This window comes from Comamonas sp. C11 (assembly GCF_024496285.1).
Classification (GTDB): Bacteria; Pseudomonadota; Gammaproteobacteria; order Burkholderiales; family Burkholderiaceae_C; genus Comamonas; species Comamonas testosteroni_F.
In genome coordinates this window covers 252,749-265,777 of the sequence record NZ_CP101744.1, presented here as the reverse complement: position 1 = coordinate 265,777, position 13,029 = coordinate 252,749, and the positions used below count along the sequence as shown (strand labels likewise).

Genomic DNA, 13,029 nt, shown 5'->3' with positions numbered 1-13,029 from the left:
GGGCACCTATTGACGGTCTGTTGAGGTATCCAGACTCTAGGAGCGACGCCATTGCAACCTTCACTGCTGATTTGCCCAAACTGGACAAGTCCGCATTCCTGGTTGATGAAGTGCCAACAGTAGATTTTTGGCAGATCAACAAGGGGATGGTGATGATCCAGCTCACGGCCAACAATCTTCATGAATTGCTCACCGAATTGCGCACTATGGACTACCAGGTGCGTTCAAAGGTTGACTTCGGACAGCTGCCGACCTTTGGGGGTGAATGTCCCAAGTACACAGGCAAGGTGTGGAGCTGGGACGAGTCGCAGATCCTGATCGGGTCAGGCGTGGGCAGTGGTGATTTCGCTGGAGATCTGACAATCGTGTCCAGAGCAGAGTTTGAAGGGCATTGAACTATGCAGAGCACTTCAAATTCTCGCGGACGTACATTCCGTGCGCTTCGACTGGCGAGCACATCATTCGTGCGAGGCTTTCTTGCTTGGCAAGCGCGGCCTAAGACGTTTTGGAAGCAGCCAGCTATAGCTTGGCCACGGCGGCTGGACCATCTGGAGCTGGCCGAGTTGGTGTGCCACCGTGGTGGTGTTGTGAACTACAAAGCACTGATTGTGATGGAGGCCGTGATTGTGGAGTGCGCTCTTCGAGGCTCTGAAACCATGAGCGAACAAGACTGCGCGGCTGCGCTTTCAGACCAGATTCTGCACAGGGCGCTCAAGCGGCATGTGGGCCGGCAGGCTGTACGGTCGATACATTTCATGCTCCAGCGGGTGCGCTTTGATACTGAGTGTTGGTACTCATATTCCGGTGTGAGCTTTGAGCTGCAGAACCTCTCAAGGCGTGATCAGACCTGAGTGATTTCAACGCTTGCTATCTTTGCCCGCACTTGCGGGCTTTTTTGTGCCAAGTAACAGCGCCCCGTTTGATGCTGTCTGAGGAATTAAAACTGAACAGTGGTCTTCCGAATACATGGCTTTGGGCCAGCTGGATTCGGTCGGATACAGTGCGGAAATGCACGCATTTATCACCGACACATCATTTGACAGCCGCCTTCGATCAACCATTTCGGCAGCTTGGGCCGTCTTCGCTCGAAAGGTTGGCAGCACCCTTATACCCATCAACAAAGAAGCTTCAATGCAGCTTCAGTACGCCTTTGTGTTGAAGCAGCTCTTACCTATGGCACTCCAACACCCGGACGAACGAGCGGAGATAGAGCTGGAACCAGGCGTCAACATGGGCACAGGCTCAAACAATATCGATATCCTCGTCCACGGCGCGTCCGCAAGCGGTGAGACGAAGATTGCCATAGAGATGAAGTGCTATCGAAAGATAGCCGCATCGGGTCGCACGCGTGGTGCACACGACATATTCATGAAAGATGTCTATGAAGATCTACATGTACTGGAGCAGTATGTAGCTCAAGGTGTTGCATCGCGCGGCGTCGCCCTAGTGATGAACGACCTGGAACGGTTTGTCAATCCAAAAGCCAAAGATGGTAAGTGCTGGACTTATGACACATCGCACGGGCACACTTTTCAGGGCGGGCATTTCACTGTGCCGGTTGGAGGGAAAGATGTAAACATCCAGCTCGCGCGGTCATACACCTTCAATTGGGAAAAGTTTGGTCAGTTCTGGTTCTGTGAACTGGAGGGCAGATGTCCGCAAGAGCTGCCCCGGCCTCACATGCCGAGCGTTGAAAGACGCTATCCCATACCTGGTATCGGTAACTATGGGGGGATTGCAGCTCCTGTTCAGGAAGCCAGTTAGGTCATAAGGTAGCGGAATGATGCCCGTTGGTGGCCAACACCCCATCCCCGCTACCCATTCATCTCCCCTGTGTATCCGGCATAACGCCTAAGCGGAAGTTGCCCAAACCGATTTTTCGAACTCGAAAGCAGGAGTGGGCGTAACGCCCCACTCACGTTTTGCAAGTCCGAGATCTTCTGGTCCCAGGAAGAGTGCAACATTCCAACCACTTCGATGTACGGTACTACGGTATGCAACACCATCCAGTGCACCGTCTACGAATTCATAGTCACGAAAGTACTCGGTGACGACTTGAGAGGGAAGATAGTCAATTTGTACTTTATCGCTTCGCGGTACGGGCTTCATGATGTCGTTCGTGAAGTCGTGCAAGAAGCTCAAAGTTTGGGCTAGTTCTGGCGGTTCATCAGAGAATATCCCAGGAATATCCGGCAAGGATCGCAGATCCAGTACTCGAATTGGGCGGGCCGAGCGCCATAGTCCCACTTTCCCTTTGTCTTCGCGTGTTTCCTTTAGTGCTGTTGTGGTGGAAGACGCGAGATAGAACATTGGAATCCCAGATGGGTTCAGGCGATTGCTCTGAAGCGCGAATTGGGGCGGAGGAGGTCCAAAATCGGTCGCTGTCACACGCTTGCGTTTGGGTATATCTGTTCTTGCACGCCAAAGGCGAATATCAACTGGTAGCTCTGTAATCAATTCGTGAAAATCAATTGAACGAGCAATTTTATTCAGCAGCGATGCTGGGGTGTAGGAGTCTCTATCATCGCTACCTGTAGCATGAAAGAAAAACCTCCGTTTGTGTTTCACTGTCGAGCAAAATGACTCCCAGCTGCTCCACAGGGCATCGTCAAGATCAAGTGTGGCAACGTCCTTATCAGTCCATGGTTCGTCAGTCATGGAACTCGCAATATCCGAGCGCAGGCTGCCTGTATAGTCTCTTGGAAAATCTAGGCCAATCTTGTCGAGCATGTCCCAAGAATCCCAATGTGGACCTAAGTAGCCACCTTCAGCTGAGCAATATGGAAGCTGGTCAACTGCTCTGCCATAGTAGCGCCTTAGGCGTTCCTCAATGTAATCCACAAGAACGTCAAAACCCACGGTAGGCGAGTCATATTTACGACATGCGTTGCATCCGCGAGGACCATTTTTCTCACGTATCCAGCTACGCAAGTCTTTGTCGGAAAAGCAAGATGAACAGACACGATTTAGACTCATATAACAGCAAGCTAAGTGAATGAAATATTAATAAATTGGTGGCTGTACGAACGAGGTCCCATTTTTAGATGGCTGCTCAAGCCAAACCATTTTTTTATTGTCGATACATGCAAATGCCCCATTGGGATTGATGAAAAGATCCAGGTGGATAAGCGCGTAGCGACATGATCCATCACGGAGTATTGTCTTGTTACCTCTGTCAAGTACCCACTCTACAGGAGCTAATTCACTTAGTTCTTTAAGAGCTAAATCAATTTTTTGTTCAGTATCTTCAATTGAATCTGAGCGAATTCTTTTGAGAAGAACTTTAAGGAAAGTTCGAGCATGACCACTGTAATCTTTACGCAACTGATCTAAAATATTATGATAATCAACCTTTTTGAAATAATCATAATTCTCTGGAAGGACCAATTTCGTGAATGCAACTGCATCTTTGATCGTTGTTGGAAACTTGTCTAACTGCACGGGCATAAGTTTGATGGGGTGAATTAGCTAATCAGGACCAAGCCGACGATAGCGAGCATAAAGCATGTAGCCCAAAAAACTGCTATATGTGCGGAGTTCGTTTTATTGATGGATTCATGTGTCTGGAATGTGCCTACGTGCCTTTCGAAAGCCTTGTGTTCAATTTCACCGCGAAGTTCACAGGAGCGTTGGCTGGCTTGCGAAATTGCACGAGTGGCATTAGAAGGCTTAACCTTGCTCGCAATCTTGGTAGGTGACAGGGTAAGGTTAGTCTTCTCAGAAGCACCATAGATTAGATTGTGTCGGCTCATGTAATCACCTGGTTAGCTGCACAAGGATTCATACTCTCTCAAAGCTTTTCTAAACTTCGTGAGTATCTTCGCACGAGTACGCAATTTTGCAAACGTCTTCTCGGCGTCAGCGACAACAGCTTGCACCCATGCCGGTTCACGCTGGAATGAAGACATGTCGTAGCAATCAGACTTTCCCTTTTTTATATGCTTCGAAAGAACTCGAATACTAGATTTTGATTTTTCTTTAGGTATTACGTTATTTCGATGCCAAGAGATTTCTAAAGAGCTATCTTTTATACGGACACGACAGCCCAAGTAAGTTTGCTGCTCCTTGGGCATTTCCTTTCGGGCAGTGAGCGAAGTTTGATGGAAGTTGGCCGCAATCACATCTGCTTCAAGAGCAAGAAGGAGCAGCTGCGCTTCAACACCTTCCGCAGTGCTGAGCATGAAGGTCTTGGCTGCGGCCTCAAAGTCGATGTCTACGCGATGCTCCCAGGGCTTCTCAAGCTCAGAACGGAGGTGTGCGATATGAGCGCTGGGCGGCAGTGAGTTGAAAGAGGGCATAGAGGTTGTTGGGAAAAAAATGTGTCCCTTCCCAAGATACTATCTTCTATGGGCTGGGAGAGTTATTTCCCATAGAAGAGGGCCGGTGCAAGAAATCTTCCCTGCTAAGGCCTTCTAGTAGATCACCGAGAAGGTCCTAGACTACGTGCCAGGTGCTGGTATGTTCAGCTTTTCACGAGCACTCAAAGAGTGGGAAAAATTATGTGCTCTCCATATTCTATGGGAAGCGAACAAGGATGGCTGTGATTGATTGGATGCGTTGAGTTGAACATCTATAGGCATCTGACCAAATCTAAGCGATCATTTGTGGGTAAGAACTACGTTGTTCCCTTCTTCTATGGGAAGCTCAGAAAAAATCCCTATCTACTCTCAGGGCTTTGAGTGTGCTTCAGGCGCGAAGAATTCGAGCCTCGAAGGAGCAGAGCAGAGATCCTGGTCGTTATCCTCTGGGCAAGTCTCGGACTTCAAAGCGACTTAGAGAAGAAAATTTTCCGTTGATAGTTCCATTTTATGCATCTGTAATGCTATGATGCCATGCGTTACAAGTCGTTTTGAAGTCGTATCAACAGGAGGGAACATGGCGAAAAAAGGTATTGAAGCAGCGGAGAATTCTGAATTTATCCTCGGTATGGATATTGGCTACTCGAATTTCAAGCTGGCCTTTGGCCATCGTGAATCGGATATGACGACATTAGTCCGACCAGTTGGGGCTGCCCCTCTGTCGCTGATGCCTCAAAAAATTGGAGGCGGTCACGGCTCCGACTTTGTACAGGTCCTGGTGAACAATGAGCAATGGGCTGCTTGTGTTGAACCTGGACGCATCCAAGGCTGGGAGCGGGAATTGCACGCAGACTATCCCAGTACGAACCAATATAAGGCTTTGTTCTATGCAGCGCTGGCTCTGACAGAGCAACCAGTGATTGATGTGCTTGTGACAGGCCTGCCTGTAGATCAGTTTAAAGATGAAAACACCCGTAAAAGACTGAAAGATAAGCTGACTGGCACTCATCAAATTGCAAATCAAACAACGATTGAAGTTAAAAAAGTTGTAGTTGTTCCTCAGCCTGCTGGAGCCTATATGGACATCAGTGAAAGCGTGCAGGAAGATGAAATCGAAGCTGTCATCAATGAGGGCCGTACAGTAGTGATTGATCCTGGATTCTTCTCGGTTGACTGGGTATCTATCGCCGCAGGTGAAATGCGCTATAACTCATCCGGTACATCACTTAAAGCGATGTCTGTACTTTTGGATGATGCGGCAAGCCGAATCAAAGAAGAGTTCGGAGGCCAACTGAGTGTTGAAAAGCTAGAATCTGCAATTGTCTCTGGTAAGAATGAAATCCCTTTGTATGGGAAGATGGTTCCTATCAAGAGCTATGTTGAAGAGGCCATCAAGAAGATTCCAGACCTCGCGCTTACTTCAATGAAGAAGTCCATGCGAGAAGAAGGACTAGATGCTGACGTTATTCTTTTGGCTGGTGGCGGCGCAACCTTTTATAAAGAAGCTGCCAAGCGGATTTTCCCAAAGGCGCACATCATCATGAGTGCGAATCCCGAGTTGGCCAACGCTCGCGGCTTCTGGATGCTGGGTTAAAAGGAGTTGATAGTGTCTAAAGCAGATCAAAATGATTGGGATGGGAAACTATCAAATATTAAGGTTTCCAAGTTCTCGCATCCCGAGCTTTACGGGGACTTGGTAAAAGTCAATCAACGCGACAGAGGGGAAAGATTGCGCACCTTGGCAATGCTTGGCCTTCAATCGCTAAACCTCTCGGCCTTGGTAACTGGTGAACCATTAGCTGTACCCAGAACTGTGGAACCGGAGAAGAATGCTGATGCTGATGCTGATGCTGGTTCGGCGGTGAAAAATGTGCATGCATCTGAAGATACCAATCAACCCCCATCAAATCGTACCGTGGAGAGAGTGACCGTTAATAAAAGCCGTCGTGACGCCTTACTTGGTTCAATGTGATGATGAGGATCAGTGTATTAGCTAGTCTTGCATTTGCCATTCTGCCACTGCAGGGAAATGCACAAAATTGGTCTGAAACTGGAAAAGTCATCTACGTTGACGATGGAGATACAGTTGTACTGCATCGCTCAGATAACTCGCGGATAAAGATACGACTCAGTGATATTGATGCTCCAGAGTCGATGCATGGGCACAAGCGGCCAGGGCAGCCGCTCAGTCAAAAGGCCACAGACTATTTGAAGTCACTGGTGCATGGGAAGATCGTCAATGCTCATTGTTATGAGTATGACCGTTATAAAAGAGGCGTATGCACCATCACCATTGATGGTGAGTCAGTTAACCTAAAAATGGTGCGTGCTGGCCTTGCGTGGGCGAATAGAGCCAACCCAAAGTATGTGCGTGACACGCGGGTCTATGAGGCGGAGTCAGTTGCCAAGAAGCAGGCAGTTGGGGTTTGGGCTCTGCCTAATCAAGTAGCCCCATGGAAATGGCGCAAAGACTGCTGGAATGATGCTGCTTGTGATGGGGCAGTACAATAAAAAAGAGCGCTAGAAAATCTAGCGCTCTTTTTTTTAGGAGTTGATCAGGCTGCAATCATCTTTGCTGATTCATTCATTGGAAGGCGAGCTGCATCATGGCAAAACGGACATTCAATATATGTGCGCTGATTGACGCTAGTGAAATACGAGCATTTGCAGGAACTGCACACTGAAAGAGAGGCCATTTCACTACGAAGTTCAGAGGCCAAGCACCAGGCATCCGTGATCGTGAAAGATGGCCAGCGCCCGTTCTTCATGCTGGGAATTTCATTGCGCAGGGTGTGATAGAGGCGGAACGCTTTGACCAGCTCAGGGATCTGTACAGAGATAGTCACATCGTCCCCTCCCAGGTTGTAGTACAGCTGCATGAGCAAAGATGCCTGGATCTTTGTCGCGCTGTTGTGGATCAGTGTCGTGCCGCTCCGCATGGTGCCGTGGTTTTTTCTTGCTCCAGTACCTTCATCTTGCTCAAAACCACTATAGATGCGGCGCAGTTGTTTGTGCGTAAGGCCGGTTTCGATCATGATGATCTTCGTAATGAATCCAGCTTTAGTCATCTGCCGAGCGAGAAGCAACTGTGTGAGCGACGCCATCTGCGCTTTGGGTGCTATCTGTGTGGTTCTGGACATGTCTTCCTCTTATGCAGTTATCGATTGTTGGATTTTCTTCAGCAGGATGTACTGAGGGTTTCGCCTCCCGGAAATGATTTCGGCAATGATTGATTCGTCGAAACGAAGAGCAAAGCTCACTGCGAAATTTGTGGAAATACCGGAAAGCTGAATCAGCGTAGCGTTAGCGCACGCACGCACCAGGTTCAGGCCAACGCCAAAGGTCTGTGAAGCTGTTTCCACATCTTTGCGTGCCTGGACGCCCAGCTGCACCCAGTAGAGATCTGTGCAATTGCTGGTGTCAGTGATTTCAAACGTCTGCTTGTAGTCCCTGTCTTCTATCCACTGGCAGATCTCGTGCTGGTTTGCGACGAGCTTGAAGCTCAGAACTGTGCCAGATGAAAGGTTTGAAATTGCTTCATCGGACAGCTGGGCAGCAAGTTCAACAGTGTGGCTTTTCAGGTTGAAGAGCTTGCCAGCCAGCTCTGGGTTCTGGATGGAAACCTTTCTCAGGATGCCCCACAGCGAGGCATCCAGCTCTTTGACTGAGGGATCTGATTCCCCGAATGTCAGGTCTTCAGCTCGGTCATCCAGCTCTTGAATTATGTTCGTCTGAAACATCAACATGTCATTAACCCAGTCGTTTCAAGTTTCTGTAGATGGCCAAGACGCGTGAGCCGTAGTTGCGCGCACGTTCAGGCTCAGTCCAGTTGTGATAACGGCCAATGCCCAGCTCAATGTCGTCAGGTGAAGATTTCAGTGACTCGATGAGAATTTGATTTGCGACCCTCAAATTCGTGGGGGGGTCTAGCAAATCGGCAGCTTGCTTGACCCGGTGCCCATGCCAGAACAAATTCGTTTGGCACATTCCTATATCAATCTTGCGACCATAAGCTTCAATCCATTCCGCCAGCTTCTTTTCTGCTTCTGCTTTGGTCTTGGCGTAATGGGATTGGGTGGAGCGCAGTGTCCATGGCCAGGGGCTGATGTTTCCCTTGCCACGCCCAAAACCGGATTCAACGAGAGCAATTGTGTAGAGCAGCAGAGGGTCAGTGCCTGTGCTGGCTCCTTGTTGCTCAAACAGCGAGCCTCGCAAGGATTCAGCAACGGAAGTAGTGTTGGTGGACGCGAGAACACCACCAGCTGAGCTGGCCAGGGAAAAAGTCAGAAGTGAAAGGATATGGCGACGACTGGGCAGGGAGGAGGTCGGTCGGCACAAGTGCAGAGACTGGGGCATGAATGCAGGTTATCCAAAATGCGTTTAGAAGTTCATTTTCCGATACTGTAAAATCGTATCAGAATGTCAAATCCTTGTAATGCAACAGTTAGTCTTTTTTGGGATAGACGTTTTGTTACGAAGGTACACAGTTGCCCGTACCCGAGGCGATGAAAGGCGCGATTCGGCTGAATCGAGATCTCAGATGTAAAAGATGCGCAGGAGAAAGCAGCAAGGAAGGCGAAATGGCCAACGATGCAAAGCTGGTGGCAGCAAGGCCACAGATTGATCCCTACCCAGTAGGGAAGCCTGTTCGGCAGAGAGAACCTGCAATGCAGGTGATGTGTGGCACTAGGCCTTGAGGGACTGCACTTCGGCAGTAGCAGCCAGTTGAGCTGAGCAAGCAGCGTGAGGTGGCCGTGAGTTCATTATAAGCACAGATGGCCCTATATGGGCAAGTGACTGTTTGAGGTCAGATTCATGTAATGAAGTTCTGCAAGGCGGCTCCCGAGCTTGCATTTTTAGAAGCTGTAGTAAATTAGATGTACATGAAGAGAGAGAGGAACCAATGCTGAATTTCAACAAGATCTTCTTGGTGTATGTCCCCGGAATCGCCTTGCTGACGCTACCTGTTGCGCCCCTGCTGAGCATCTACGCGCTGGGTGCGTCTGCTCTGTATCTGGCTTTCATGCTGTTGAAGTTCATCAACAAGTCCATGGTCGCCACGATTCTGATGTGGGTCGGAGCCTCTTACTTCATCGGTGGCTTCTTGGCATTATTCGGCTTCGCAATAATGCGAGGGATATTTGCAACCCTCAAAGGTGGCGTTTCTACCAGCGATCTGGACTTGCTAGACCCTGTAGTCGCAAATCCACACTTGCGGAAAAGAATATTTCCAGGGCAATAAAAAAACCGCTTCTCGAACAGAAGCGGTTTTTTTTAAGGTAATTACTTTCCGGGAGTATTCTGAGTTGCGTTCCAGGCCTTCACATCTTTAAGAATAGGACCCGATTGCCCATCCTTCGATCCTTGGTGCACTCCGGCATTGTATATATCCTTATACATGCTGAGTGCGAATCGGTTGTCCTTTTCCGACAAGATTGCTTCACCGCTCGAATTTCTGAGGATTTCTCCTGATGAATCCCTTTGCGCCAAACTTTCACGAAGACCCTTATAACCGGCATCAAGCCCGGCTTGATCATTGAACTTTGCAGAAGCGAAAATTTCAGCCTGATATCCTGGTAAACCGTGCTTCTCTTGGGCAAAGCGTTTCGTAAGACCTTTCATCTCCGATTTATGATCGTCCAAGAACCTTGCTGCAGTCGTAGCGCCGCCTGAGTACGCTTGGGCGAGGCCTTGGGCCATGAATGCACCTGTTTCCTCAATGCTCATATTCTTGGTGTGCTCTGAGAAATTAGACTTCCCAGTTCGCCATTCATTGAACGCATTGGTCGCTTTGGCCGAGACACCCAGCAAGGTATTGCCGAGATAGCCTACTGCTCGTTCGCCTGTGCTGCGATTCTTGAAGTCTTCTTGGAACTGTTTGATTCCTTCGCCCTTAGGATCGGCAAGAATTCGGTCATTCTGATCATTCGATGTCTGTATATTGGAGGCAGTGCTTTTCCCGAACTCCATGAATGAACTGCTCAGATCCTTAATTTGATCAAGTGTTCCCATGTCGCGTTGAGCAAAACTTGTGGAGCTTGATTTATTAATAATCTGATCTTTAATAAAGTCGCTTTGATCATTGGCAACTCCTTCAAGAGCACGGTTTCCGCTTGAAACCAATTTTCCTGTCCTACTTTGATGATCTGCTATGACAGAACCTGGCCCACCAGGTTGCCTCTGAGCTTGTGTTGTGACTGAGGACAACTTCGCATCATTAAAATCAGGTGCACCGGCTACTCGTGAGCGGATCTCTTCAGTATTGACACCTGTAGGCGCTTGATTTTGGAGATCTTTATTTCTGTTTGGATCACCTGTGAAATCAAGACTCCTACCAGTAGCTTGACCGATGATACGCATGCCTTCAGCTAACCCAGCACTGCCATTTCCATTTGCATAATTGCTAGAGTTTGTCAGTGCCTGAAGTTGTGCTGCATTACGAGCTACATTTCTGTCCATGTTGTAGCTATTCGCAAATCGATTTTCCAACGCAATCGCTTCTTGCCTAACCGCTTGAGGAGCATTTTGCACAGCATTGTTCAACCTGCTCTCTGCTTCAGGAGATGCAGATATAGCACCCCCAAGAGTTTTCATATCTGTGCTGGTTTGCTGTCCCAGTGAACTTTGCATGCTTTGGAGAGAGGTAAGACTTTCAGTTGCGGCAATACTTTCCTGAGCTGATTGGGCAACTTGCCTCGATGAGCTATCAGACCATGTTTTTGTGAATGAATTGCTACCTGAATCTACCGCCTGATGGGTAAGCCCACTTGTCAGGGCTTGAGAATCGGATGTGGAGAATGTTACCCCTTGTACAGCCCTCATTACGCTATCTAATCTTCCTCCTTCGCTAGCCGTGTTTGACTTATCTGCCGAGAGTGCTGCGCTTAATGCACCCTGTAGGCCTGTACCCTTTGCACCAGCGCCGCCCATTGCAGATAGAGTAAGAGCACCTTTAATTGCGTCTACCGTGGACTCACTTAGCCCATATTGCTTACCAATTTCTCTAGCCTTGTTATCAATCATTTGGCTCTGTTTTGTGCCCATCGACGAGACTGAGCGCCCTAAGGATTGCATTCTCTGGGACTGTTGCTGAGCACTACCACCTTCGGTAACGCCACGCGAAACATCTTGCTTAAATGCATCAGACTTAGATTGCTGTATTGCAGAAGCTGAAGATATCCCGCTTGAAACGGCATCACCAAAATTCATACTTGAATTTAAGTTCTCTGTGCCAGTTTTCTGTATTCCACTGAATGAATTCCCGCTATGCATCGGCATCATGTTTACAAGTGGGCCACTTTGCAATGCATCAGGACTCGACATCTTCTCGTTAATGTGGTCGCTTCCGTTCACACGACCAGCAAGGCTCGTAAATGCATAAGTGCTGCCTGTAACGATGAAGAGAGAAATAATGGGCGTGGAAGCAGCAAGCATGCCGCCTGTTGCAATCCAGTTTTGCAGAATTTCACCAGCTGTGTTTATGGCATAGAATGAATCAAGCCCAGGTAGATTAAGTTGTGCTATCTTATTTGTCGATATCACATGAATGTAGAGGTTGACGACTGCTAGGACAGGCATCCAAAGCTGAATCCATAGAACAGTAAGAAAATATTTAGACAACATGCTTATGCCGAAGCTTCCCATAACCATGAGCATGGCCATTATGGGTGTCAGCGAGTACACAAAACCTTCAAAGAATGCCATCATTGGCCGAGCTACCGTGACGAACATTGATTGTTCAGTAGCCCATTGCGTATTGCGCTGCTGTATTGCTTGGTTCACCATGGCCGCTGAGCCAAAGTCAAGCATGTCCTTGTATTTCCCAACAACAGCATCGTTGTACAGTGGCTCCAATATAGAAGCCTTCAAATACTCGTTCGCAGATGTAGACGCTTGCCCTAGAGCCTGGATAGAGTCTTGAATGCGTGATGTAGCTTGTCCAACATCAGGTCTGTTCAAGCCGATTGCTGCAGAAATGGCCTGTTGAACACGCATGTCTGATAGGGAGTCTAATGAAGCGCTTAGATAAAACCAGCCTTCAGAGCAGGTATATTCTTCGCCGTCTATTTCCCCAGGATTTAAAAAAATTCTTGTTCCGTACAGTGATGACATGAAGGGAAGAACATCTGTCACCTTGCCCGTCATCATCGATTCGACGGACATTAATCCCAAGTCAATTTTGGTCAGAGTACATTCACGGATATAGTTGTCCCAGCTCTTTCTAATATCAACAGAACCGCCACCCATGGCATCATTCATTGCGACATAGATTCCCGATTTATCGAGATTTCGTCGGGTGTCATTGAGCAATTTTAATGATTCTGCAAACTCCGTTCTTGTAATGCTTGGTGCGATGATGCTAAATCCGGTCGTGAATAGATCGGTCACCGTGTAGCCGACATTGGATATTACTCCTCCTGTAAATCCAATACCTAGGGGGACGTTGGCAACTACACGCACATTCCCATCGTATGCATCTTCAATTGTCACGACTGTAGCTGGTCCGAAGAAGCACATGTAGCAAACCCAGCAAACTAAAACTTGCTGGAATTCGATTTGCTTGGCACCTTGTAACAACGACTTGACACATATTATTAGAACGCCAAATAGCATCCCAATCATGACGGCCTTTTCTAGATCACCCGCCCCTGTGATCATTGCTATGCCAATAAGTATTTGCTCTAGGAACGTCGAGTCACCTATTGAGTAAATCGTAAATGACATCATGATG

General features: G+C 48.2%; 13 protein-coding genes. 6 read left to right on the top strand and 7 right to left on the bottom strand.

Annotation, left to right across the window (positions count from 1 at the left end):
* Window positions 1-71: 71 nt before the first annotated feature.
* A complete protein-coding gene (locus NOX35_RS27885) occupies window positions 72-395 on the top strand; it encodes a hypothetical protein (RefSeq protein WP_131667166.1) in 324 nt (107 codons plus the stop codon).
* 613 nt (window positions 396-1,008) lie between these two features.
* A complete protein-coding gene (locus tag NOX35_RS27880; RefSeq protein ID WP_256497009.1) occupies window positions 1,009-1,764 on the top strand; it encodes a hypothetical protein in 756 nt (251 codons plus the stop codon).
* Between the two features lie 87 nt (window positions 1,765-1,851).
* Here NOX35_RS27880 and NOX35_RS27875 read toward each other — a convergent pair whose 3' ends face one another.
* From NOX35_RS27875 to mobI, 3 genes are all read right to left on the bottom strand, one after another.
* Window positions 1,852-2,976 (bottom strand): HEPN-associated N-terminal domain-containing protein, encoded by a 1,125-nt coding sequence (locus NOX35_RS27875; RefSeq protein WP_182312545.1) that lies wholly within the window; start codon window positions 2,974-2,976, stop codon window positions 1,852-1,854.
* A gap of 27 nt (window positions 2,977-3,003) precedes the next feature.
* A complete protein-coding gene (locus NOX35_RS27870; RefSeq protein ID WP_182312543.1) occupies window positions 3,004-3,441 on the bottom strand; it encodes a hypothetical protein in 438 nt (145 codons plus the stop codon).
* Between the two features lie 323 nt (window positions 3,442-3,764).
* Window positions 3,765-4,298 (bottom strand): conjugative transfer protein MobI(A/C), encoded by a 534-nt coding sequence (gene mobI / locus NOX35_RS27865; RefSeq protein ID WP_182312541.1) that lies wholly within the window; start codon window positions 4,296-4,298, stop codon window positions 3,765-3,767.
* A 577-nt stretch (window positions 4,299-4,875) separates the two neighbouring features.
* Between mobI and NOX35_RS27860 the strand changes: the two genes are divergently transcribed.
* From NOX35_RS27860 to NOX35_RS27850, 3 genes are read left to right on the top strand one after another with little or no spacing between them, the layout of a single operon-like run.
* A complete protein-coding gene (locus NOX35_RS27860) occupies window positions 4,876-5,892 on the top strand; it encodes a ParM/StbA family protein (RefSeq protein ID WP_182312539.1) in 1,017 nt (338 codons plus the stop codon).
* A gap of 12 nt (window positions 5,893-5,904) precedes the next feature.
* A complete protein-coding gene (locus NOX35_RS27855) occupies window positions 5,905-6,270 on the top strand; it encodes a hypothetical protein (RefSeq protein ID WP_182312537.1) in 366 nt (121 codons plus the stop codon).
* Entirely contained in the window at window positions 6,270-6,809 is a 540-nt protein-coding gene (locus tag NOX35_RS27850) for a thermonuclease family protein (RefSeq protein WP_182312535.1), read from the top strand. Before NOX35_RS27855 ends, NOX35_RS27850 begins: the two co-directional genes overlap by 1 nt.
* 44 nt (window positions 6,810-6,853) lie before the next feature.
* Here the strand turns inward: NOX35_RS27850 and NOX35_RS27845 are convergent, their stop codons facing one another.
* The 3 genes from NOX35_RS27845 to NOX35_RS27835 are packed head-to-tail and all read right to left on the bottom strand — an operon-like array spanning window position 6,854 to window position 8,654.
* Window positions 6,854-7,438 carry a FlhC family transcriptional regulator gene (locus tag NOX35_RS27845; protein ID WP_232536456.1) on the bottom strand — a complete coding sequence of 195 codons (585 nt, stop codon included), beginning with the start codon at window positions 7,436-7,438 and terminating at the stop codon, window positions 6,854-6,856.
* Window positions 7,439-7,447: 9 nt separating this feature from the next.
* On the bottom strand, window positions 7,448-8,038 hold the full coding sequence (locus NOX35_RS27840) for a hypothetical protein (RefSeq protein ID WP_256497008.1): 591 nt from the start codon (window positions 8,036-8,038) through the stop codon (window positions 7,448-7,450).
* Between the two features lie 10 nt (window positions 8,039-8,048).
* On the bottom strand, window positions 8,049-8,654 hold the full coding sequence (locus tag NOX35_RS27835; protein ID WP_182312531.1) for a transglycosylase SLT domain-containing protein: 606 nt from the start codon (window positions 8,652-8,654) through the stop codon (window positions 8,049-8,051).
* A 547-nt stretch (window positions 8,655-9,201) separates the two neighbouring features.
* Between NOX35_RS27835 and NOX35_RS27830 the strand changes: the two genes are divergently transcribed.
* Entirely contained in the window at window positions 9,202-9,540 is a 339-nt protein-coding gene (locus NOX35_RS27830; protein WP_182312529.1) for a hypothetical protein, read from the top strand.
* 41 nt (window positions 9,541-9,581) lie between these two features.
* On the opposite strand, the gene NOX35_RS27825 is transcribed toward NOX35_RS27830, so the two are convergent.
* Window positions 9,582-13,025: a conjugal transfer protein TraG N-terminal domain-containing protein gene (locus NOX35_RS27825; RefSeq protein WP_256497007.1), complete on the bottom strand. Its 3,444-nt coding sequence runs from the start codon at window positions 13,023-13,025 to the stop codon at window positions 9,582-9,584.
* Between the last annotated feature and the right edge of the window lie 4 nt (window positions 13,026-13,029).

Coding starts and splice junctions, on each gene's coding strand:
- NOX35_RS27880 (WP_256497009.1), top strand. CDS start 1,009: ATGCACGCATTTATCACCGACACATCATTTGACAGCCGCCTTCGATCA.
- NOX35_RS27875 (WP_182312545.1), bottom strand. CDS start 2,976: ATGAGTCTAAATCGTGTCTGTTCATCTTGCTTTTCCGACAAAGACTTG.
- mobI (WP_182312541.1), bottom strand. CDS start 4,298: ATGCCCTCTTTCAACTCACTGCCGCCCAGCGCTCATATCGCACACCTC.
- NOX35_RS27860 (WP_182312539.1), top strand. CDS start 4,876: ATGGCGAAAAAAGGTATTGAAGCAGCGGAGAATTCTGAATTTATCCTC.
- NOX35_RS27850 (WP_182312535.1), top strand. CDS start 6,270: ATGATGAGGATCAGTGTATTAGCTAGTCTTGCATTTGCCATTCTGCCA.
- NOX35_RS27845 (WP_232536456.1), bottom strand. CDS start 7,438: ATGTCCAGAACCACACAGATAGCACCCAAAGCGCAGATGGCGTCGCTC.
- NOX35_RS27840 (WP_256497008.1), bottom strand. CDS start 8,038: ATGTTTCAGACGAACATAATTCAAGAGCTGGATGACCGAGCTGAAGAC.
- NOX35_RS27835 (WP_182312531.1), bottom strand. CDS start 8,654: ATGCCCCAGTCTCTGCACTTGTGCCGACCGACCTCCTCCCTGCCCAGT.
- NOX35_RS27830 (WP_182312529.1), top strand. CDS start 9,202: ATGCTGAATTTCAACAAGATCTTCTTGGTGTATGTCCCCGGAATCGCC.
- NOX35_RS27825 (WP_256497007.1), bottom strand. CDS start 13,025: ATGATGTCATTTACGATTTACTCAATAGGTGACTCGACGTTCCTAGAG.